This window comes from Pseudomonas sp. MSSRFD41 (genome assembly GCF_014230245.1).
Lineage (GTDB): Bacteria > Pseudomonadota > Gammaproteobacteria > Pseudomonadales > Pseudomonadaceae > Aquipseudomonas > Aquipseudomonas piscis.
This window is the reverse complement of record NZ_JACKZK010000011.1, coordinates 134165-153904: the sequence shown is the minus strand read 5'-3', so window position 1 is coordinate 153904 and position 19740 is coordinate 134165. Positions and strand designations below refer to the sequence as shown.

Here is a 19740-nt window from a genome sequence, read left to right as displayed (position 1 = left end):
CGGCAGCACCGGCATCAACGCTGGCCCAGGACCGGAGTGCCGACGCGCACGTCGGCGTTCTGGCCGCGATGACGCAGCAGGTGGTCCATCAGCACGATGGCCATCATCGCCTCGGCGATCGGCGTGGCGCGGATGCCCACGCATGGGTCGTGGCGCCCCTTGGTGATCACGTCCACCGGGTTGCCATCGACGTCGATGGAGCGCCCCGGGGTGGTGATGCTGGAGGTCGGCTTGAGGGCCAGGTGGGCAATGATCGGCTGGCCCGAGGAGATACCACCGAGGATGCCGCCGGCATTGTTGCTGAGGAAACCTTCCGGCGTCAGCTCGTCCCGGTGTTCCGTGCCACGCTGGGACACCGAGGCGAAACCGGCGCCGATTTCCACGCCCTTGACGGCGTTGATGCTCATCAGCGCATGGGCCAGTTCGGCATCCAGGCGATCGAAGATCGGCTCGCCCAACCCTGGCATCACGCCTTCGGCGACCACCGTGATCTTCGCGCCCACGGAATCCTGGTCACGGCGCAGTTGGTCCATGTAGGCCTCCAGCTCCGGCACCTTGTCCGGGTCGGGACTGAAGAAGGCGTTGTCCTCCACGCCGTCCCAAGTCTTGAACGGGATTTCGATCGGGCCCAGCTGGCTCATGTAGCCCCGCACCACGATGCCCTGGCTGGCCAGGTATTTCTTGGCGATGGCACCGGCCGCCACACGCATGGCGGTTTCCCGCGCCGAGCTGCGGCCACCGCCACGGTAGTCGCGGATGCCGTACTTGTGGTGGTAGGTGTAGTCGGCGTGGGCCGGGCGGAACAGATCCTTGATCGCCGAGTAGTCCTTGGACTTCTGGTCGGTGTTACGGATCAGCAGGCCAATGGCGCAGCCGGTGGTCTTGCCCTCGAAGACCCCGGAGAGGATCTCGACCTCGTCGGGCTCCTGGCGCTGGGTGGTGTGGCGGCTGGTGCCGGGCTTGCGCCGGTCCAGGTCGCGCTGCAGGTCTTGCAGGGACAGCTCGAGGCCCGGCGGGCAGCCGTCGACAATGGCGACCAACGCCGGGCCATGGCTTTCGCCGGCGGTGGTGACAGTGAACAGCTTGCCGTAGGTATTGCCGGACATGCGGGGCGCTCCGTGAAATCAGCGGGAATGACTCAATCTGGACCAGGTCCCGTTACGGTTTGTCGATCCTCCATCGACCCACGGCAACAGCTCCCGGCAGCACGGCAGTATACGCAGGCTACCCAAGTAGTTCATCCTCGAACCTTCGACCCTTGCCCGAGTCCAACGGGCACCTTTTCCATGATGGCGTGATGATGCTGCGAGTTCTTCTGCTGAGTCTGTTCCTGTTCACCGGCCTGGCCCAGGCCACCATCCTGCAACGTCCCATCAGCCTGGATACCGGCCATGGCGAGCTGTACGGTACGCTGCTGCTGCCCAAATCCGCGCAGCCCGTGCCGGTGGTGCTGATCATTTCCGGCTCCGGCCCTACCGATCGCGACGGCAACAACCCCGACGGCGGGCGCAATGACAACCTCAAGCGCCTGGCCTGGGTGCTGGCCCGGCACAACATCGCCAGCGTGCGCTACGACAAGCGCGGGGTGGCCGCCAGCCTCGCCGCCACCCCGGACGAACGCAACCTGACCCTTGAGGCCTACGTGGCCGACGCCGTGGCCTGGGGCAATAAGCTCAAGACCGACCCGCGCCTGGGCCAATTGGTGGTACTGGGCCACAGCGAAGGGGCGCTGATCGCCAGCCTCGCCGCGCCGCAAGTGGATGCCGCGGGCGTGGTTTCCATCGCCGGTACCGCCCGGCCGGTGGACCAGGTCCTGCGCCAGCAATTGAGCTACCGCCTGCCCCCGGGCTTGATGGTGCGGGCCAACGAGCTGCTGGACAGCCTCAAGGCCGGCAAGGTCGACAGCGATGTGCCCGCGGCCTTGCAGGTGATCTTCCGTCCCAGCGTGCAGCCTTACCTGATCACGCTGTTCCGCGAGGATCCGGCCGCTGCCTTCGCCCGCCTGAAGATGCCGGCGCTGATCGTCCAGGGCAGCAACGACATCCAGGTCAGCGTCGATGATGCCAAGGTGCTCAAGGCCGCCAAGCCCGATGCTCGGCTGGCGCTGATCGAGGGCATGAACCATGTGATGCGCATCGTGCCCAACGACCTGCAGCGCCAGCTGGCCTCTTATAAGGACCCGCAACTGCCGCTGGCGGCACAGTTGGGCAGTGCCATCACCGACTTTATTGACGGACTTCACACCCGTTAGCCTGTTTTAACCCTCCAGTCCTGGAAAAAACGGCCGATAAGCCTTTGCCGGCCGTTCGATTGCTGTCGGCGCACAGCGATTGGACAGGACTTGCCGTTATGACTGATACCCAGAATTCACCTGCCGCCGAGCAGGAACCCGTCGCCCCGGAGCCGGCACCGCGTCCCTGGGCGGATGTCCAGGTCGAGCACCGCAGGATGCTGCGCCTGGCTCCCCTGCAAACCGATCGAGCCACCGGTTCGCGCCCCCTGCGTTTCATCGAATTCGGCTACGCCGAGCGCAGCAACAAGCAATACAGCTTGCTGCGCATGAACATCAGCCTGCCCGGGCAACGGGTGCGCAAGGAACAGAATCACCTGGATGTGTGGGTCGAGCACGACACTCGCCGGGTCTGCTTCGAGCCCGAGGGCGGCCTGCAGATCGAGCCCTTGAACCGTGGGATAGGCCGTTTCCTGCTGGCCCAGGCCGCACAGTGGGCACAAAAGAAATGGCCGCACTACCGGGTCGACGGCTTCGACCTGGCGAACAAGGATGCCCTGAACGAAGACACTCGCCTGCGCCGCGACCATGTGCTGCGCATGCAAGGTTTCGATGTGGTCTATGCCGATGCCCAACACCTCAAGGGCAGCGTCAAGGACGTCCAGGTCGGCGAGTTGTTGAGCCAGTGGAACACCGAGAAACTGCAGTTCGTGGAGATACTGGAAGCCGCGCAGATGCTCCAGCAAGCCGAACAGAACCTGGAGGAGCTGGAAGGCAAGCTGCGCAAGCAGGACGAGAAAGTCACCAAGTACAAGCGTGAAGATGCCGGCTTGCGGTTCACCATCACCTGCCTGGTGGCCTTCGCCGTGTTCCAGGCCGGGCTGCTGATCTGGATCGCGACTCACCGCTGAGCCGCATCCTCTTGCCACCAGGGCCCGCATCGCGCGGGCCATTGGCCCCCTTCAGAGACGAGAAGCGAAGAGTGCCTGGTGCTGACGGCACTGTTCGGCGGTGAGCATGAACACGCCATGGCCGCCGCGCTCGAAGTCCAGCCAGGCGAAATCCACCTCCGGATACAGCGCCTCGACGTGTACCTGGCTGTTGCCCACCTCGACGATCAGCAGGCCCTTGTCGGTCAAGTGCCCGGCCGCTTCGGCCAGCATGCGCCGCACCAGGTTCAGGCCATCCTCGCCACAGGCCAGGCCGAGTTCGGGCTCGTGCTGGTATTCCTCGGGCATGTCGGCGAAATCCTCGGCGTCGACATAGGGCGGGTTGGACACGATCAGGTCGAAGCGCTGGCCCGGCAGGCCATCGAAACCATCGCCCTGCACGGTGAAGACCCGCTCTTCGACACCGTGGCGCTCGATGTTCTGGTTGGCCACTTCCAGGGCCTCGAAGGACAGGTCGGCCAGCACCACCTCGGCCTCGCGGAACTCGTAGGCACAGGCGATGCCGATGCAGCCGGAGCCGGTGCACAGGTCGAGGATCCGCGCCGGTTCGTTGGCCAGCCAGGGCTCGAAGCGCTTCTCGATCAACTCGCCGATGGGCGAACGGGGAATCAGTACGCGTTCGTCGACCACGAACGGCAAGCCACAGAACCAGGCTTCCCCTAGCAGGTAGGCCACGGGAACACGGTCTTCGATGCGGCGCTTGAGCAAGTGCTGCAGGTGGACCAGCTCGTTGTCTTCCAACGCGCAATCCAAATAGCTATCGGCAATTTCCCAGGGCAGATGCAGGGCACCGAGCACCAGTTGGCGCGCCTCGTCCCAGGCATTGTCGGTGCCATGGCCGAAGAACAGATTCTCCCCATGAAAGCGGCTGACGGCCCAGCGGATATGGTCACGCAAGGTGCGTAGACGGGAAGTGATCACGGAACAGACTCCTGACAAAACGACCAACGATTCTAACAGCCAAAGCCGTTGCCGACTAAGCGGAAAACCATTGCCGCGCAATCGACCGGTGAACGCCCCGGGCCCGCCCGAAGGGCGCTCGACGATAGCGCTTGACATGGCTGCAGGCCAGCAACGGCGCCCCTTACGTTAGTAGCGATTCACAGAAGCGCTCCGCCAGAGGACAATGTCGCAAACGCCCCACTCACAGGAGCCCCAGAATGTCCGTTCCAAAGACGATGTTTCAACTCAGCGGTCGTGGTTATGCGGCGGCCAATTTGAGCCACGCGACCCTTGTGATCATCGACGCCCAGAAAGAGTACCTCAGCGGCCCCCTGGCCCTGTCCGGCATGGACGCGGCAGTGGCCAACATCCGCCAGCTGCTGAGCGCCGCCCGGGCAGCCGGCCGGCCCATCGTGCATGTCCGCCACCTCGGCACCGTCGGCGGCCTGTTCGACCCCCAGGGCGAACGCGGCGAATTCATTCCCGGCCTCGAACCCCAGGGTGACGAGACCATCATCGGCAAGCTGCTGCCCAGCGCCTTCCATGGCACCGAACTGGAAAAGCGCCTGCAGGACCTGGGCTCCCTGGACCTGATCGTGGCCGGTTTCATGAGCCACTCCAGCGTCAGCACCACCGTCCGCGCGGCGAAGAACCTGGGCTTTCGCTGCACCCTGGTGGAGGATGCCTGCGCCACCCGCGACCTGCCCTACAAGGACGGCATCCTCAGCGCTGCACACGTCCAGCAGACCGAAATGGCCATCATGGCCGACAACTTCGCCACCCTGGCCTCGACCGCAAGCCTGATCTGACCGCCCTCAGGTGAGCGGCTGGCGGGCCGCTCATCCATGAATGCCACGCATGTGCAGCAATTACCCGAGCCTCAGGAACCACCCGACCAACTTCCGGTCGAAGGGCCGATACCCACTGAGGAAGATCGGAATGAAGATATCCGATGGTTTTGACGCACGCCGGTTGCGGCCCAAGAGCCCGCGCAACTGGCGCTTGCGCTTGGGAGCGGCATTCTCCGCATTGTTGGCGACCTGCGGCGTGCTGCTAGCCATGGCCGGTATCGCCAGCCTGCTGGGACGCGCGCCAGCGCTGGGCGAACTCAACGCCCAACCGCTGGGTTCGACGGTAGTCCTGCTGACCGGCCTGGTGCTGCTGTATGCCGGCGTACGCCTGTGGCGACGTTGCCGACGCCGCATGCGCCAGCCGCTGGCGCTGAACATGGCCCCGCACCTGATGAAAAAACACGACTGAAACAGCCCACGGCGCGATTTACGCGCCTGAAGGCATAGCGACTTGGGTAAACTAGCCACCCTTCGCGGAGGCTGATATGCAAGACGACGACTTTTCCCTGTTCAAGAACGAGATGCGCGGCATCAAGCCGATCAAGCATGACCGTGCCGAAACAGGCAAACCCAAGACCGACCGGGCGCAGATCGCCAAGCTGCGCCAGGCTGCCACCGTACGCAGCGAAACCACTACGGTGGACGGCTTGTCCGACCAGTTCGTCATCGACGTGGGTCCGGAAGACGAGCTGATGTGGGCCCGCGACGGGGTCCAGGACAGCCAGATGCGCAAGCTGAAGATCGGCCAGATCCCCTTCGAAGGCAGCCTCGACCTGCACGGCATGACCGTGGAGAAAGCCCGGGAAACCCTCTGGGCGTTCCTCGCCGAAGCCACCAAGTTCGAAATCCGCTGTGTCCGGGTTACCCACGGCAAGGCCGTGCGCCTGGATGGCAAGCGGCCGATGATCAAGAGCCACGTCAACACCTGGCTGCGCCAGCATCCGCAAGTGCTGGGCTTCGCTTCCTGCCAGGCCAGGCATGGCGGCACCGGTGCGCTGTACGTCATGCTCAAGCGCACCATGATGGAAGGCCGCGACGAATAAAGCGCCTGCATCGAGCTTGCAGCGCCGTGCCGGCCACCGTACCCTTGCCCTTTGCGTAAAATCCCACAGGTAGTTTCATGTCCCTGGAACAGAATTACACCGCGATCCTCGGCCAATTGGGCGAGGACGTCTCCCGCGAGGGCCTGCTCGACACGCCCAAGCGCGCCGCCAAAGCCATGCAGTACCTTTGCCGCGGTTATGCACAAACCCTGGAAGAGGTCACCAACGGTGCCTTGTTCAGCTCCGACAACAGCGAAATGGTGCTGGTCAAGGACATCGAGCTCTACTCGCTGTGCGAACACCACCTGCTGCCTTTCATCGGCAAGGCCCACGTGGCCTACATCCCCAGCGGCAAGGTCCTGGGGTTGTCGAAGGTCGCGCGCATCGTCGACATGTATGCCCGGCGCCTGCAGATCCAGGAAAACCTCAGCCGGCAGATCGCCGACGCCGTCCAGCAAGTGACCGGTGCGCTGGGCGTGGCCGTGGTGATCGAGGCCAAGCACATGTGCATGATGATGCGCGGCGTGGAGAAGCAGAACTCGTCGATGATCACCTCGGTGATGCTCGGTGAGTTCCGCGAGAATGCCGCGACCCGCAGCGAGTTCCTCAGCCTGATCAAGTGACAGGCGGTCAATGAAAAAACCGGCGTCGATCGCCGGTTTTTTTCGCCTGGCCAAAATCGGTTAAGCTGCCGCCCCTTCATCCATGGGCAAGAGGCAACACCGTGATCGTCAAAGCACTGCGAGTCGGCCTGGGCCAACTCATCATTTTCATCGACTTCATCACCCGTCCGCGCAAGCAAAAGCGCAGCGCCGCCGCCCAGGCCCAGGTCGAGCAGGCCGCCCAGAGCCTGGCGCTGTACCAGTTCCACGCCTGCCCCTTCTGCGTGAAGACCCGCCGCACCCTGCACCGCCTGAACGTGCCGGTGGCACTGCGCGACGCCAAGAACAACCCGCAAGACCGCCAGGCCCTGCTGGAGCAAGGCGGCAAGATCAAGGTGCCGTGCCTGCGCATCGAAGAGCACGGACAAACCACCTGGATGTACGAATCCAAGGTGATCATCGATTACCTGAACCAGCGCTTCGCAACCGTCTGACGTCCTCCCCCGGGGCTCTTCAGCCCCGGGCCAGCTGCAAGTCGAGCAAGGCCGCGCCCAGGCACTTGCCGTGGGCATCCAACGCCAGAGAGCGGGTCACCCCGCCGCGCAGGATGCCCGGCAAGACAAAGTTCAAGGCCCGCACATTCTCCAGGACATAACGCTGTACCGGCGCAGCATCGCTCCCCAGCAAGCCGGCGAAATATTGCGCCACGCGCTCGGCGGTAAGCTGCTCGCAAAGAAAGGCAAAGTCCTCGGCGCGGTAGGCAATCACCGAAATATTCGAAGTGTCGCCCTTGTCCCCGGTACGCGAGTGCGCCAAGTCACGCAATTTGACCTCATTCATGCCCGTACCTCCTGATGCAAGGTGACCTTGACGGCCTCCCGGGGCAGTAACAGCGAGGCCACCGCCACCACCTGCCGCAGGCTTTTGCTGGCCCCGCCGCCACCAGCGGGCCCATTGGTATAGAGGGTTTCCACCTCATTGCCGACGCGCACCGCTTCGGCCTTGTCCGTGCAGCGAGCCGCCACCCGCAGGCGCACCTCCCAGGGCTCGACATGCGCTCGCTGGCCCAGTTCAACACCGTGCAAGGCATCGATGCCGATCAGTTCCGCGCGCACTTCCTGCATCTGTACCCCGGTCAGGGCCAGGCGTTCGAGCACGATGTCCCGGGCCAGCCGCGCCCTTGCCACAGCTCCAGGGCCGCCATAGGAAATCTGCCCTTCGCCGATCCAGCCATCCAGGTAGCCAACGCTGACCTTGAGCCGCTCAGGCCGCGGACTGCCTGCCGCCCCTTGCAGACGCACCCGGTCGGGGGCCTCCTCGACAAAGCCCACCGCGGAAAAATCGGCACAGACATCCGGCGTCAGGTAGGCCGCCGGGTCATGCACTTCGTAGATCAACTGCTCGGTACAGGTAGCGCTGCTGACCTGTCCCCCGGAGCCCTTGACCTTGGTGATCAGGGCCGCGCCCTGTTCATCCACTTCGGCCAGGGGGAAACCCAGGCGCGCCAGACCGGCCACATTCTTGACCTCCGGATCGGCAAAGTAGCCGCCGCTGACCTGGCCTGCGCATTCCAGCAGATGCCCCACCAGCGTCCCGCGTCCCAGGCGCAACCAGTCATCCTCGGCCCAGCCGAACTCGAAGATCTGCGGCGCCAGGAACAACGAGGGGTCGGCCACCCGCCCAGTGATCACCACGTCGGCATCGGCCCGCAGCGCCTCGACTATGCCCTGGGCGCCCAGGTAGGCATTGGCGGAAATCAGCCGCTGCCCCAGCGAGCCCAGGGACTGCCCGTTGTCCAGCACCCACTCCGGCCGGGCCCGCAGAGTCTCGAGCACATCGTCCCCCAGCACCGCGATCACCTTGAGCCCTGGCAAGCCCAGCTCGGCGGCGATCCGCTGCACCTCGGCCACCGCCGCCAACGGATTGGCCGCCCCCATGTTGCTGATGATGCGCAAACGCCGTCCCGAGGCCGCGGCGCCGACAAAGGGCAGCACCCCGCGCATCCGTGCCCCCAGCAACGGGTCGTAGCCGCTGTGCGGGTCGGCCAGGCGCGCCTGCTGCGCCAGGGCGATGGTGCGCTCGGCCAGGCATTCGAACACCAGGTAATCCAGGTCGCCCTGTTGCGCCAACTCGATGGCGGGCTCGATACGGTCACCGGAGTAACCGGCGCCGGAGCCGATACGTAGGCTTTTCATCTTAAAAAAACTCCCAGCAGCAGCGCGGTCAGGGTCATCAACACTGACGCGGCGAATAGAAAGGGGATGGTGAAACGCTGATGGTCGGCCAGTTCGATCTTGCACAGGCCCACCAGCAGGAAGGTCGCCGGGGTCAAAGGGCTTACCGGGAAACCGGTGGTGTGCACGCCGAGCAACGAAGCCTGGGCCACTTGCAGCGGGTCGACACCCAGGGCCTTGCCCACTTCGGCAATCACCGGCATCACCCCGAAGTAATAGGAGTCTGGGTCGAACAGCATGCTCAGGGGCATGGACAGGACCCCCACCACGGTCGGAATCAGCTTGCCGTGACCGGCAGGAATCTGCGCCACCGTCACTTCGGCAATCGCTTTGAGCATGCCGCTGCCCTGCATGATGCCAGTGAACACACCGGCCGCCAGGAGAATGCTGGCCATGGTCAGGGCCGTCTTGGCATGAGCATCGATGCGTGCTCGCTGGGCCTCGACATCCGGGTAGTTGATGCACAGCGCCAGCACCGTGCCGACCATGAACATCACCACCGGATCGACCCAGCCGGCAATCATCACCAACATCACCAGCACCGTGAGCAGCAGGTTGACCCAGAAGCGCCCGGGACGGCGCAGCGCCTCTTCGGCGGGGCTCAATACCCGGGTCGGGATGCCTGCACCGACCGAAGCATCGGCACCGAGGCCCAGGCGGCGCTCCTCCCGGCGGCCGAGCCACCAGGCACTGGCGAAGACGAACAGCAAGCCGACGATCTGCACCGGGATCAGCGGCTGGAACAAATCCGCCACCGGCACATGCAAGGCCGCTGATGAGCGCAACACCGGGCCGGTCCAGGGCAGGAAATTGACCCCGGCGGCCATCGCCGCGACACAGGCCAGAATCCGCCGGTCGATGCCCAGCCGGGTGTACAACGGCAGCATGGCCGGCACCGTCACCAGGAAGGTCACGGCGCCGGAGCCGTCCAGGTGCACCAGCAGCGCCAGAAGCGCCGTACCGACCACGATCCGCGTCGGTCGGGTGCCGACGGTGCGCAAGATGCGGTCGATGATCGGATCGAGCATGCCGGCATCGGTCATGATGCCGAAGAACAGGATGGCGAACACGAACATGCCTACCACGGGGGCGACGTTCTTGATGCCGGTGACGATGAAGGTACTGGTCTGCAGACCGAAACCGCCGATCAGCGCCGCGATGATCGGCAGCGCAATCAGCGCGACCAGAGGCGACAGGCGCTTGCTCATGACGGCCGCGAGCAGGCAGAGAATGGTGATGACACCCAGGGTGGCGAGCATGGAGCAACTCCAGTGTGCCGCCTCTTCAAGCCGGGGCCGGAAGGCGGACGGTTATTGTTTTTCTGGAGTATTGAAATCGCGCTAGCCTTTGTAAATTGGAATATTCGGCGCCCTGTATTCGGAAAAACAAAATGAAGAACTCGATCCAGCATATCCAGGCCTTCCTCGCCGTAGCCCGCAGCGGCAACTTCAGCAAAGCTGCCGCCGAGCTGCACCTGTCGCCATCAGCCCTTACCGTGCAGGTCCAGCAACTGGAGGAATGGCTGGGGGTCGCCCTGCTCGACCGCAGCCCGCGCCATGTCAGCCTGACCGCCGCTGGGCAGCAGGCCCGGGGACCGATGGAGAAACTGCTGCTGGACCTGGACAACATTGTCAGCGGCTCCCGGGACCTGGCCGCCCTGCGCCGGGGCATGGTCACCCTGGCCGCGCTGCCGTCGGTCTGCGCCGGGGTGCTGCCGCCGGCCTTGCGCCAGTTTCGCGAGCAATTTGCCGGAATCGAGCTACGCCTGCAGGACCTGGTGGCTCACCGCATTCATGCCCAAGTCCGGGCCGGCGAAGTGGATTTCGGTATCGGCGGGCGCGCCCGGCTCAGCCATGGGCTGGATTTCCAGCCCCTGCTGGAGGATCGCCTGTGCCTGTTCGTGGCCACCGATCATCCCTTGGCCCTGCGCCAGTCAGTAACGCTGAAGGACTTGGCCCGCCAGCCGATCATTCTCACCGGTCGCGACAGCAGCGTGCGCGAACAGGTCGAAACGTTGTTCGATGACAGCCGACTGCCCCTGCTTGCGGCCATGGAAGCCAACTACATGAGCACGGTGCTGGCTCTGGTACGCCAGGGGCTGGGCATTACCCTGCTGCCGGAATCCGCCGATGACGGCCGTGAGGGCCTGCGCCGGATTGCCATCAAACATCCTGGGGTCAGCCGCGAGATCGGCCTGATCCGCCGCAGTGGCCAGCAACTGAGCCCAGCGGCGCAGCGCTGCTATGAATGGCTACGCCATAACCTGGCCAGTGAATATCGTTAGCGGGACCCACAACGCACTGAACCGGCACAAGGCCGGTTCAGTGGGGATGGAAGCACCCGCTCAGTCGAGCATCGTCACGTGTCGCGGATGGCTCGCTACCCGTTGCATCCAGGCCTGGATCCCGGGGTAGCCCGCCAGGTCGAAACCACCCTCGTGGGCCACATGGGTGTAGGCATACAGCGCGATGTCGGCGATGGAGTAATGCTCGCCCACCAGGTACGGCGTGCGGCTCAGCTGTTTTTCCATCACCTCCAGCGCCTTGTAGCCACGCTTGTGCAGCTTCAGGTATTCCTCCCGGCGCTCCTCGGGCAAGCCCTCGTAGGCTTTTATGAAACGCGCCACGGCAATGTACGGCTCGTGGCTGTACTGCTCGAAGAACTGCCATTGCAGGACCTGGGTCCGTAGCCGCGGCTCGCCGGGCAGGAACTCACTGCCATCGGCAAGGAAGTTGAGGATCGCGTTGGACTCCCACAGGCAAGTGCCGTCCTCGAGTTCCAGGACCGGGATCTTGCCGTTGGGGTTCTTCGCCAGGAATGCCTCGGTCTGGGTATCCCCGCCAAGGATATCCACCGCCTGCCATTCATAAGGCAGCCCCAACAGGTTGAGCATCAGCTTGATCTTGTAGCAGTTGCCTGAACGGTAATCGCCATAAACCTTGTACATGGCCCTCCCCTAGGCTGCCTGTGCAGCCTGTGCTTGACGTATCACGGTGGCCAGCCGCTTGAGGCCCTCGTCCAGCCGCGCCGGATCGATGTGGCTGAAATTCAACCGAAGATGCCCGTGGTGGTGGTCCGGTTCGCTAAAGAACGGCTCACCGGGCATGAAGGCGACGTCGCGTTCCAATGCCGCCTCCAGCAAAGTGCGGGTGTCCAGGGGCTGTTTCAAGCTCAGCCAGAAAAACAATCCGCCCTCGGGCACCTGCCAGTGCGCCAGATCAGTGAAATGAGCCTGCAAGGCCGCCTCGAAAGCATCACGACGCTGGCGGTAGTAGCTGCGCAGGTCCAGCAGATGCTGCTGGAACCGGTCGCTGCCGATCCACTGCATGGCCTGCCACTGGCCGAAACGGTTGGTGTGCAGATCCGCCGACTGCTTGAGCCGCAACAGGTGCGGGAACAGGTCCGGGCTGGCGATCAGGTAGCCGACCCGCAAGCCGGGCAGCAAGGTCTTGGACACCGTGCCGCTGTAGATCCAGCTGGCCTTGTTCAAGCGCCCGGCAATGGGCCTGGCGCTGCCGCCGTCGAAGGTCAGCTCGCGATAGGGCTCGTCCTCGACCAGGGTGACTTCGAATTCGTCCAGCAAGGCCGCCACCGCATCGCGCTTGGCTTCGCTGTAGCGCACGGCCGAGGGATTCTGGAAGGTCGGGATCAGGTAGGCGAAGGCCGGGCGCTGCTGCTCCAGGCGCTGGCGCATCTGCACCAGGTCCGGGCCATCCTCCTGCAGGGCCACGGTCAGGCACTGGGCACCGAACAGCTGGAAGATCTGCAGGGCCGCCAGATAGGTCGGGGCTTCCAGCATGATCTGGGTACCCTTGTCGATGTACAGCTTGGCCGCCAGGTCGAGGGTCTGCTGGGACCCGCTGACCACCATGACCTGGCTCGCCGTACAGGGCAGGCCGAGCTGGCGCGCCTGTTCGGCCAGGACCTCGCGCAACTGCGGCTCCCCCTCGCTCACGCCGTACTGGCCCATGGTGGTGGGCATGTCCTGCCACTGCACCTTGGGCAACATCGCCTCGGCCGGCAGGCCGCCAGCGAACGACATCACTTCCGGACGCTGGGCCGCGGCGAGGATTTCACGGATCAGGGAGCTTTTAAGGCGCGATACACGTTCGGAGAAGGCCATGGAGTCACCGCTAGCGAAGGGCTGGGGAAATACGTCAAACTACTTGACCGAAAATTACGCCGACTCCCGCAGATACGTCAATATGCTTGACCTGAAACAGCAGTCCTCGCAACAGATCGCCATGGAAGCCTTCTTCTTCGGCTACCAGGCCTTTACCGCCAAGGCCGACGAAATGCTCGAACGTCGCGGCCTGAGCCGCGTCCATCAACGCATCGTGTTTTTCATCGCTCGCTACCCCGAGTTGAGCGTGAAGGAGTTGCTGGCCCTGCTGGGAGTCAGCAAGCAGGCCTTGAACACTCCCCTGCGCCAACTATTGGAAATGCACCTGGTGAACAGCGTCGCGCCCGCCTGCGATAAGCGCAAACGCCTGCTGCAACTGACCGCCGAAGGCGCGCGCTTCGAACAATCCTTGCGCCGCGAGCAGGTCAAGTTGCTGCAACGAGCCTTTGCCGAAGCCGGTGAAGATGCGGTCAATGGCTGGCTGGCGGTCAACCAGGCCCTGGCCGGTAAACCAGTCGACGCCTGAGCCCCAAGGTGGGCAGCGACTCCCGACGCCCACCTCCTGCTACATCTGTTCTCCCCCGTTTGCCTGCCAGCCCTATATAGCGGCCCCCCGGCAGAGCCTTCGCACACAAGCCAAAAAACATTATTTGCATTCTTTGTATACAAAAGCATAATCGCCAACTGTGAGTTCTTGACCTTGAGGTCAACAAAGCCCACGCGCCCGACCTGCCTCAAAGAGCCGCTGCCCACCCTCGCGTGCCCGGTTCTGAAAAAACAATAAAACTCTTGAGGAGTACTCGCTGTGGAAAGCCGCAAATCCGAAGCCTCTCCGCTCAACCTCTCGTCATCGCCGAACAGCGGCTGGCTGGAGCGCATCTTCAAACTCAAGTTGCATGGCACCACGGTGAAGACCGAGCTGATCGCCGGCATGACGACCTTCATCACCATGGCCTACATCATCTTCGTCAACCCGAACATCATGGCCGACGCCGGCATCGACCACGGCGCCGCCTTCGTCGCCACCTGCATCGCCGCGGCACTGGGCTGCCTGTTGATGGGCCTGTACGCCAACTGGCCAGTGGGCCTGGCACCAGGCATGGGGCTCAACGCTTTCTTCACCTACACCGTGGTCGGCACCATGGGTTACCAGTGGGAAACCGCCCTCGGCGCGGTCTTCGTCTCCGGCGTGCTGTTCATGATCCTGACCCTGTCGCGGATCCGCGAGTGGCTGCTCAACAGCATCCCGGCCAGCCTGCGCTTCGCCATGGGCGCCGGAGTCGGGCTGTTTCTCGGTCTGATCGGGCTCAAGACTTCCGGGATCATCGTCGACAGCCCGGCGACCCTGATCAAGCTGGGTTCACTGCGCGAGCCGGGACCGCTGCTGGCGGCGGTGTGCTTCCTGATGATCGCCGTGCTCAGCTATCGGCGGGTGTTCGGCGCGATCCTGATCAGCATCATCGCCGTGACCCTGGCCGGCTGGGGCCTGGGCCTGGTGCACTACGACGGCATCCTTTCTCCTCCGCCAAGCCTGGCGCCGACCTGGATGGCCATGGATGTCGCCGGGGTGTTCAACGTCGGCATGATCAGCGTGGTCCTGGCGTTCCTGTTCGTGCACATGTTCGATACCGCCGGCACCTTGATGGGTGTGGCCCAGCGCGCTGGCCTGGTGAACCCTGACGGGCGGATCGAGAACCTGTCCCGGGCGCTCAAGGCCGACAGTACCTCCAGCGTGTTCGGCGCGGTGGTCGGCGTACCACCGGTCACCAGCTATGTGGAAAGCGCCGCGGGCGTAGCCGCCGGTGGGCGCACCGGCCTGACCGCCATCACCGTGGGCGTGCTGTTCGTGGCGGCGATGTTCTTCGCCCCGCTGGCCGGGATGATCCCCGCCTACGCCACCGCTGGCGCGCTGATCTACGTGGCGATGCTGATGATGGGCGGCATGGCCCACATCGACTGGGAAGAAGCCACCGACAGCATTCCAGCGATCGTCACCGCGATCATGATGCCCCTGACCTTTTCCGTCGCCGACGGGATCGCCCTGGGTTTCATCACCTACGTGGTGCTCAAGGCCGGCACCGGCAGGCACAAGGAAATCTCCATCAGCCTGTACGTGCTGTGCGCGATTTTCATCGCCAAGTTCGTGTTCCTGTAGTCCTCGGCCCTTGTTACCAAGCCCCGTCCAGCTGGATGGGGCTTTTTCATGAGGGCCCCGGCAACACACCGGCCCGCCCTGGTCGCGGGCAAAAAAAAGCCCGCAGTGTGGGGCGGGCAAGGACCAAAGAAAGCTATTTGCGCAGGATTCTTGGGGGAAAGTCCTAGCTTCCTCGATAGGTCGAATAGCTGTAGGGCGAAATCAGCAGCGGCACGTGGTAGTGATCCTGCTCGGCGCTGATGCCGAAACGCAGCACCACCACATCGAGGAATGCCGGCTCCGGCAACTGCACGCCGCGGGCGCGGTAGTAATCGCCGGCGTGGAAGTGCAGCTGGTAGACGCCGCTGCGGTAGTCATCGCCTTGCAGCAGCGGTGCGTCGCAGCGCCCGTCGCTGTTGGTGACGGCGCTGGCGACCGGTTCCAACTGCGCCCCTTCGACCCGATACAGCTCGATCTTGATGGTGCTGCCAGGGCAGCCGTGTGCGGCATCCAAAACGTGTGTAGTCAAACGTCCCATTGATTCTGCGTGCCTGTTGCGATCGAGCTTCAGGCCTCGCGCCTCCCGGAGTCAGTGAAAGAAAGGGCGGCCATGATCGGCGGCTGGGCAACGAGCATGGCGAGGTCACGATTAAGACACTTTTATCTAAAATTGTACACAATAATAATTACACTCATCGCCCACTCCAAGGCTACTGCCGGTCGGCCGCCGATCAAGCCCAAAGCACGCCGCCTGGCGACTTGCGATTCATAAGCTGACCGCTTGGGCAGATTTCTTGCAGGGAGATTGTGCAGCCACAAAAGGGTAAATTTGCAAAAAAACGGGCTTACAAACCGATTATAAACTTGTATACAATCAAGCCATCGCAGTGACGCCCACCTGGCTCTTCCCGGCTTCAGGTCCCGCCACGCCACAGTTACCACGAACAATAAGGAAGACTGCAGTGAGCGCTGACTACCCTCGCGACCTGATCGGTTACGGCTCCAACCCTCCCCACCCTCACTGGCCAGGCAATGCCCGCGTCGCCCTGTCCTTCGTGCTCAATTACGAAGAAGGCGGCGAGCGCAACATCCTTCATGGCGACAAGGAGTCCGAAGCCTTCCTCTCGGAAATGGTCGCCGCTCAGCCCCTGCAGGGCGAGCGCAACATGAGCATGGAATCGCTGTACGAATATGGCAGCCGTGCCGGCGTCTGGCGGATCCTCAAGCTGTTCAAGGCATTCGATATCCCGCTGACCGTCTTCGCCGTGGCCATGGCCGCCCAGCGCCATCCGGACGTGATCCGCGCCATGGTCAAGGCCGGCCACGAAATCTGCAGCCACGGCTACCGCTGGATCGACTACCAGTACATGGATGAGGCCCAGGAACGCGAGCACATGCTCGAAGCGATTCGCATCCTCACCGAGATCACCGGCGAACGGCCCCTGGGCTGGTACACCGGGCGCACCGGCCCGAACACCCGGCGCCTGGTGATGGAGGAAGGCGGCTTCCTCTACGACAGCGATACCTACGACGACGACCTGCCCTACTGGGAACCCAACAACCCCACCGGCAAGCCGCACCTGGTGATCCCCTACACCCTGGACACCAACGACATGCGCTTCACCCAGGTGCAGGGTTTCAACAAGGGCGATGACTTCTTCCACTACCTCAAGGACGCCTTCGACGTCTTGTATGCCGAGGGTGCAGAGGCACCGAAGATGCTCTCCATCGGCCTGCACTGCCGCTTGGTGGGACGTCCGGCACGCCTGGCCGCCCTCAAGCGCTTCATCGAGTACGTCAAGGGCCACGAGCAGGTGTGGTTCACCCGGCGGGTGGATATCGCCCGCCACTGGCAGCAGGTCCACCCTTGCCAGGGAGCGGCGAAATGACAGCCTTCCGGACCCTCAAGCCCTCGACCCTGGATCGCTCCGCCTTCGTCGAGGCCTTCGCCGATATCTACGAGCATTCTCCATGGGTAGCCGAAAGGGCCCATGACCTGGGCCTGGACGCCTCGGTGGACCAAATCGAGGGCCTGCACCAACGCATGAGCGACATCCTGCTCAGCGCCGACCACGCCACCCAACTGGCGCTGATCAACGCCCACCCGGACCTGGCCGGCAAGGCCGCGATCCAGGGCGAGCTGACCGCGGCCAGCACCAACGAGCAGGCCGGCGCCGGCATCCATCAGTGCACCGCCGAGGAGTTCCAGCGCTTCACCGAACTGAACGACGCCTACAAGGCCAAGTTCCAGTTCCCCTTCATCATGGCGGTGAAGGGCAGCAACCGGCACCAGATCCTCGCCGCCTTCGAAACCCGCATCCACAACCCGGTGGACACCGAGTTCAAGTGCGCCCTGGCGGAGATCAACAAGATCGCCCTGTTCCGCTTGCAGACGCTGTAGCCAGTGGTCGAGGCAGGTCCGGCCTGCCGCGGCAAAACCACCGATAAAGGCTGACAAGAACAATGAACAACCACGCCATGACCTGCTCACAGCCCGCCACCTGCAAGGGTGCATGCCCGGCTGCCCGGAACCTCGCCGAACCTCGGGGCCCGCACCTTCGCATCCCGCCGCACCGACTCCCGGACACGAGCCGCGAGCAGCCCTGGGCATCCGCCAGGGATGCAGGCTGAAACCGCTCGGTGAGCGGCGCCGGACATGGCCAACAGCAACCCATAGAGAATTCAAGAAGAACAGCATGCGCACATTGACCATTGAGCCCCTGAGCAAGGAAGCCTTCGCCCCCTTCGGAGACGTGATCGAAACCGACGGCAGCGATCACTTCATGATCAACAACGGTTCGACCATGCGCTTCCACCGCCTGGCGACGGTCGAGACCGCCCAGCCGGAGGACCGGGCGATCATCAGTATCTTCCGCGCCGACGCGCTGGAGATGCCGCTCACCATCCGCATGCTGGAACGCCATCCGCTGGGCAGCCAGGCCTTCATCCCGCTGCTCGGCAACCCCTTTCTGATCGTGGTCGCGCCACTTGGCGATGCACCTGTATCAGGTCTCGTCCGTGCCTTTGTCAGTAATGGCAGGCAGGGCATCAACTACCATCGCGGCGTCTGGCACCACCCGGTGCTGACGATCGAAAAGCGGGATGACTTCCTGGTGGTCGATCGCAGTGGTTCTGGCAACAACTGCGATGAGCATTTCTTCAAAGAGGATGAGCGTTTGATCCTCGCCCCCCACCAATAAGAGAAGGCCTGATCCCCCGACAACAAGGGTGACGGGCATGAGGTAAAGACTGTGGAAGCACATCTGTTGGAATGGCTCAACCTGAGCGTGCGCTGGATACACATGATCACCGGTGTGGCCTGGATCGGCGCATCGTTCTACTTCGTCTGGCTGGAGAACAACCTCAATCGCGTCAACCCCAGGAACGGCCTGTCCGGCGATCTCTGGGCAATCCACGGCGGCGGTATCTACCACCTGGAAAAATACAAGCTGGCCCCCCCCTCGATGCCGGAAAACCTGCACTGGTTCAAATGGGAAGCCTATTTCACCTGGATATCGGGGATCGCCCTGCTGTGCCTGGTGTTCTACTGGAACCCGACCCTGTACCTGCTGGCCCCCGGCAGCACCCTGAGCGGCGGCGAGGGCATCGCCATCGGCGTCGGTTCGCTGATCGCCGGCTGGTTCATCTACGACTTCCTGTGCGATTCGCCGCTGGGCAAGCAACCGGCCCTGCTGGGCCTGGTGCTGTTCGTGCTGATCATCGCCGCCTGCTTCGGCTTCAGCCAGGTGTTCAGCGGCCGAGGTGCCTACCTGCATACCGGGGCGATCATCGGCACCATCATGGTGGGTAACGTGTTCCGCATCATCATGCCGGCCCAGCGCCAGCTGGTAGCGGCCATCGAGGCCAACCAGACGCCGGATCCGGTCCTGCCGGCCAAGGGCCTGCTGCGTTCGCGACACAACAACTACTTCACCCTGCCGGTGCTGTTCATCATGATCAGCAACCACTTCCCGAGCACCTACGGCAGCCAGTACAACTGGTTGATCCTGGCCGGTATCGCGGTGGCGGCGGTGCTGGTTCGCCATTACTTCAACACTCGCCATGACAGCCACAAATTCGCCTGGACCCTGCCGGTCGCGGCGCTGGGCATGATCTGCCTGGCCTATGTCACCGGCCCGGCCGGCAATCCCGGCACCCCGGAAGTGGCCAAGGCCCCCGCCAAGATCGAGTACCAGCCGCTGCCGGAAACCGCCCTGGGCGGGGGGGCCAAGCCTGCCACCCAGGCCTCGGCGCCGGCTCCGGCCGCCAGCGCTCCGACCCAGGCCGCCAATACCGGGCCGAGCTTCGAGAAGGTCCACAACGTGATCCAGGAGCGTTGCGCGGTCTGCCACTCGGCCAGGCCCACCAGCCCGTTGTTCAGCACCGCGCCCGCCGGGGTGATGTTCGATACCCCCGAGCAGATCCGCTTGCAGGCGGCGCGCATCCAGGCCCAGGCGGTCGCCAGCCAGATCATGCCCCTGGGCAACATCACCCAGATGACCCAGCAGGAACGTGAACTGATCGGCGCCTGGATCGCCCAGGGGGCCCAGACCAACTGATCAGCGCCTGGCGCCAGGCCCAGCGGCGAGCAGCTCGCGTCTACAGGATCGATGCTTCTGTAGGGGCGGGCT

Annotated in this window: 22 protein-coding genes; 14 read left to right on the top strand and 8 right to left on the bottom strand. The window is 63.8% G+C overall.

What is annotated here, in order from left to right; genetic code table 11:
- Window positions 1-14: 14 nt before the first annotated feature.
- Window positions 15-1106 (bottom strand): chorismate synthase, encoded by a 1092-nt coding sequence (gene aroC, locus H7A76_RS18305; RefSeq protein WP_185699785.1) that lies wholly within the window; start codon window positions 1104-1106, stop codon window positions 15-17.
- A gap of 191 nt (window positions 1107-1297) precedes the next feature.
- Here aroC and H7A76_RS18300 point away from each other — a divergent pair, with 191 nt between their 5' ends.
- Together H7A76_RS18300 and H7A76_RS18295 are read left to right on the top strand one after the other, a co-directional pair.
- Window positions 1298-2251: an alpha/beta hydrolase gene (locus H7A76_RS18300; protein ID WP_185699784.1), complete on the top strand. Its 954-nt coding sequence runs from the start codon at window positions 1298-1300 to the stop codon at window positions 2249-2251.
- Window positions 2252-2349: 98 nt separating this feature from the next.
- On the top strand, window positions 2350-3141 hold the full coding sequence (locus H7A76_RS18295) for a hypothetical protein (RefSeq protein ID WP_185699783.1): 792 nt from the start codon (window positions 2350-2352) through the stop codon (window positions 3139-3141).
- 51 nt (window positions 3142-3192) lie between these two features.
- Here the strand turns inward: H7A76_RS18295 and prmB are convergent, their stop codons facing one another.
- Window positions 3193-4101, bottom strand: coding sequence for a 50S ribosomal protein L3 N(5)-glutamine methyltransferase (gene prmB / locus H7A76_RS18290; protein ID WP_185699782.1), 909 nt, complete (start codon window positions 4099-4101; stop codon window positions 3193-3195).
- A gap of 239 nt (window positions 4102-4340) precedes the next feature.
- On the opposite strand from prmB, the gene H7A76_RS18285 reads away from it, so the two are divergent.
- The 5 genes from H7A76_RS18285 (at window position 4341) to H7A76_RS18265 (ending at window position 7112) form a co-directional block, all read left to right on the top strand.
- Entirely contained in the window at window positions 4341-4931 is a 591-nt protein-coding gene (locus tag H7A76_RS18285; RefSeq protein ID WP_031320281.1) for a cysteine hydrolase family protein, read from the top strand.
- Between the two features lie 130 nt (window positions 4932-5061).
- Window positions 5062-5382 (top strand): hypothetical protein, encoded by a 321-nt coding sequence (locus tag H7A76_RS18280; protein ID WP_185699781.1) that lies wholly within the window; start codon window positions 5062-5064, stop codon window positions 5380-5382.
- Window positions 5383-5458: 76 nt separating this feature from the next.
- Window positions 5459-6016, top strand: coding sequence for a Smr/MutS family protein (locus H7A76_RS18275; protein WP_152898752.1), 558 nt, complete (start codon window positions 5459-5461; stop codon window positions 6014-6016).
- Between the two features lie 77 nt (window positions 6017-6093).
- The gene (gene folE, locus H7A76_RS18270) at window positions 6094-6639 is read left to right on the top strand and encodes a GTP cyclohydrolase I FolE (protein WP_011062625.1); all 546 of its coding nucleotides are present in this window, start codon (window positions 6094-6096) and stop codon (window positions 6637-6639) included.
- A gap of 101 nt (window positions 6640-6740) precedes the next feature.
- Complete coding sequence (locus H7A76_RS18265) at window positions 6741-7112, top strand: glutathione S-transferase N-terminal domain-containing protein (RefSeq protein ID WP_185699780.1); 372 nt, start codon at window positions 6741-6743, stop codon at window positions 7110-7112.
- Window positions 7113-7131: 19 nt separating this feature from the next.
- On the opposite strand, the gene H7A76_RS18260 is transcribed toward H7A76_RS18265, so the two are convergent.
- From H7A76_RS18260 to H7A76_RS18250, 3 genes are read right to left on the bottom strand one after another with little or no spacing between them, the layout of a single operon-like run.
- Window positions 7132-7458, bottom strand: a complete 327-nt coding sequence (locus H7A76_RS18260) for a hypothetical protein (protein ID WP_011062627.1) — start codon at window positions 7456-7458, stop codon at window positions 7132-7134.
- On the bottom strand, window positions 7455-8813 hold the full coding sequence (locus tag H7A76_RS18255) for an acyclic terpene utilization AtuA family protein (protein WP_185699779.1): 1359 nt from the start codon (window positions 8811-8813) through the stop codon (window positions 7455-7457). The genes H7A76_RS18260 and H7A76_RS18255 overlap by 4 nt, the downstream gene beginning before the upstream one ends.
- Window positions 8810-10111: a CitMHS family transporter gene (locus H7A76_RS18250; protein WP_185699778.1), complete on the bottom strand. Its 1302-nt coding sequence runs from the start codon at window positions 10109-10111 to the stop codon at window positions 8810-8812. The genes H7A76_RS18255 and H7A76_RS18250 overlap by 4 nt, the downstream gene beginning before the upstream one ends.
- A 131-nt stretch (window positions 10112-10242) precedes the next feature.
- Between H7A76_RS18250 and H7A76_RS18245 the strand changes: the two genes are divergently transcribed.
- Window positions 10243-11136 (top strand): LysR family transcriptional regulator, encoded by an 894-nt coding sequence (locus H7A76_RS18245; protein WP_185699777.1) that lies wholly within the window; start codon window positions 10243-10245, stop codon window positions 11134-11136.
- 60 nt (window positions 11137-11196) lie between these two features.
- Here H7A76_RS18245 and H7A76_RS18240 read toward each other — a convergent pair whose 3' ends face one another.
- Together H7A76_RS18240 and H7A76_RS18235 are read right to left on the bottom strand one after the other, a co-directional pair.
- Window positions 11197-11799 (bottom strand): glutathione S-transferase family protein, encoded by a 603-nt coding sequence (locus H7A76_RS18240; protein ID WP_185699776.1) that lies wholly within the window; start codon window positions 11797-11799, stop codon window positions 11197-11199.
- Window positions 11800-11808: 9 nt separating this feature from the next.
- A complete protein-coding gene (locus H7A76_RS18235) occupies window positions 11809-12975 on the bottom strand; it encodes a PLP-dependent aminotransferase family protein (RefSeq protein ID WP_185699775.1) in 1167 nt (388 codons plus the stop codon).
- Between the two features lie 82 nt (window positions 12976-13057).
- Between H7A76_RS18235 and H7A76_RS18230 the strand changes: the two genes are divergently transcribed.
- Together H7A76_RS18230 and H7A76_RS18225 are read left to right on the top strand one after the other, a co-directional pair.
- Entirely contained in the window at window positions 13058-13501 is a 444-nt protein-coding gene (locus H7A76_RS18230; RefSeq protein WP_185699774.1) for a MarR family winged helix-turn-helix transcriptional regulator, read from the top strand.
- A 279-nt stretch (window positions 13502-13780) separates the two neighbouring features.
- The gene (locus H7A76_RS18225; RefSeq protein ID WP_185699773.1) at window positions 13781-15130 is read left to right on the top strand and encodes an NCS2 family permease; all 1350 of its coding nucleotides are present in this window, start codon (window positions 13781-13783) and stop codon (window positions 15128-15130) included.
- A 163-nt stretch (window positions 15131-15293) separates the two neighbouring features.
- On the opposite strand, the gene uraH is transcribed toward H7A76_RS18225, so the two are convergent.
- Window positions 15294-15647, bottom strand: coding sequence for a hydroxyisourate hydrolase (gene uraH / locus H7A76_RS18220; protein WP_185699772.1), 354 nt, complete (start codon window positions 15645-15647; stop codon window positions 15294-15296).
- Window positions 15648-16071: 424 nt separating this feature from the next.
- Between uraH and puuE the strand changes: the two genes are divergently transcribed.
- The 4 genes from puuE to H7A76_RS18200 all read left to right on the top strand — a co-directional run bounded on the left by puuE (window position 16072) and on the right by H7A76_RS18200 (window position 19668).
- On the top strand, window positions 16072-16998 hold the full coding sequence (gene puuE / locus H7A76_RS18215) for an allantoinase PuuE (RefSeq protein WP_185699771.1): 927 nt from the start codon (window positions 16072-16074) through the stop codon (window positions 16996-16998).
- Entirely contained in the window at window positions 16995-17510 is a 516-nt protein-coding gene (gene uraD, locus H7A76_RS18210; RefSeq protein WP_185699770.1) for a 2-oxo-4-hydroxy-4-carboxy-5-ureidoimidazoline decarboxylase, read from the top strand. The genes puuE and uraD overlap by 4 nt, the downstream gene beginning before the upstream one ends.
- Before the next feature lie 295 nt (window positions 17511-17805).
- Entirely contained in the window at window positions 17806-18309 is a 504-nt protein-coding gene (locus H7A76_RS18205; protein WP_022640170.1) for an ureidoglycolate lyase, read from the top strand.
- 51 nt (window positions 18310-18360) lie between these two features.
- Window positions 18361-19668: a urate hydroxylase PuuD gene (locus tag H7A76_RS18200; protein WP_185699769.1), complete on the top strand. Its 1308-nt coding sequence runs from the start codon at window positions 18361-18363 to the stop codon at window positions 19666-19668.
- The last annotated feature ends 72 nt before the right edge of the window (window positions 19669-19740 follow it).

Bases quoted from the DNA above. Each gene is read 5' to 3' on its own strand.
- aroC (WP_185699785.1), bottom strand. From the start codon at position 1,106: ATGTCCGGCAATACCTACGGCAAGCTGTTCACTGTCACCACCGCCGGC.
- H7A76_RS18260 (WP_011062627.1), bottom strand. From the start codon at position 7,458: ATGAATGAGGTCAAATTGCGTGACTTGGCGCACTCGCGTACCGGGGAC.
- H7A76_RS18255 (WP_185699779.1), bottom strand. From the start codon at position 8,813: ATGAAAAGCCTACGTATCGGCTCCGGCGCCGGTTACTCCGGTGACCGT.
- H7A76_RS18285 (WP_031320281.1), top strand. From the start codon at position 4,341: ATGTCCGTTCCAAAGACGATGTTTCAACTCAGCGGTCGTGGTTATGCG.
- H7A76_RS18245 (WP_185699777.1), top strand. From the start codon at position 10,243: ATGAAGAACTCGATCCAGCATATCCAGGCCTTCCTCGCCGTAGCCCGC.
- H7A76_RS18275 (WP_152898752.1), top strand. From the start codon at position 5,459: ATGCAAGACGACGACTTTTCCCTGTTCAAGAACGAGATGCGCGGCATC.
- H7A76_RS18250 (WP_185699778.1), bottom strand. From the start codon at position 10,111: ATGCTCGCCACCCTGGGTGTCATCACCATTCTCTGCCTGCTCGCGGCC.
- H7A76_RS18230 (WP_185699774.1), top strand. From the start codon at position 13,058: ATGCTTGACCTGAAACAGCAGTCCTCGCAACAGATCGCCATGGAAGCC.
- uraH (WP_185699772.1), bottom strand. From the start codon at position 15,647: ATGGGACGTTTGACTACACACGTTTTGGATGCCGCACACGGCTGCCCT.
- H7A76_RS18240 (WP_185699776.1), bottom strand. From the start codon at position 11,799: ATGTACAAGGTTTATGGCGATTACCGTTCAGGCAACTGCTACAAGATC.
- H7A76_RS18235 (WP_185699775.1), bottom strand. From the start codon at position 12,975: ATGGCCTTCTCCGAACGTGTATCGCGCCTTAAAAGCTCCCTGATCCGT.
- H7A76_RS18205 (WP_022640170.1), top strand. From the start codon at position 17,806: ATGCGCACATTGACCATTGAGCCCCTGAGCAAGGAAGCCTTCGCCCCC.
- folE (WP_011062625.1), top strand. From the start codon at position 6,094: ATGTCCCTGGAACAGAATTACACCGCGATCCTCGGCCAATTGGGCGAG.
- H7A76_RS18300 (WP_185699784.1), top strand. From the start codon at position 1,298: ATGATGCTGCGAGTTCTTCTGCTGAGTCTGTTCCTGTTCACCGGCCTG.
- uraD (WP_185699770.1), top strand. From the start codon at position 16,995: ATGACAGCCTTCCGGACCCTCAAGCCCTCGACCCTGGATCGCTCCGCC.
- H7A76_RS18295 (WP_185699783.1), top strand. From the start codon at position 2,350: ATGACTGATACCCAGAATTCACCTGCCGCCGAGCAGGAACCCGTCGCC.
- H7A76_RS18280 (WP_185699781.1), top strand. From the start codon at position 5,062: ATGAAGATATCCGATGGTTTTGACGCACGCCGGTTGCGGCCCAAGAGC.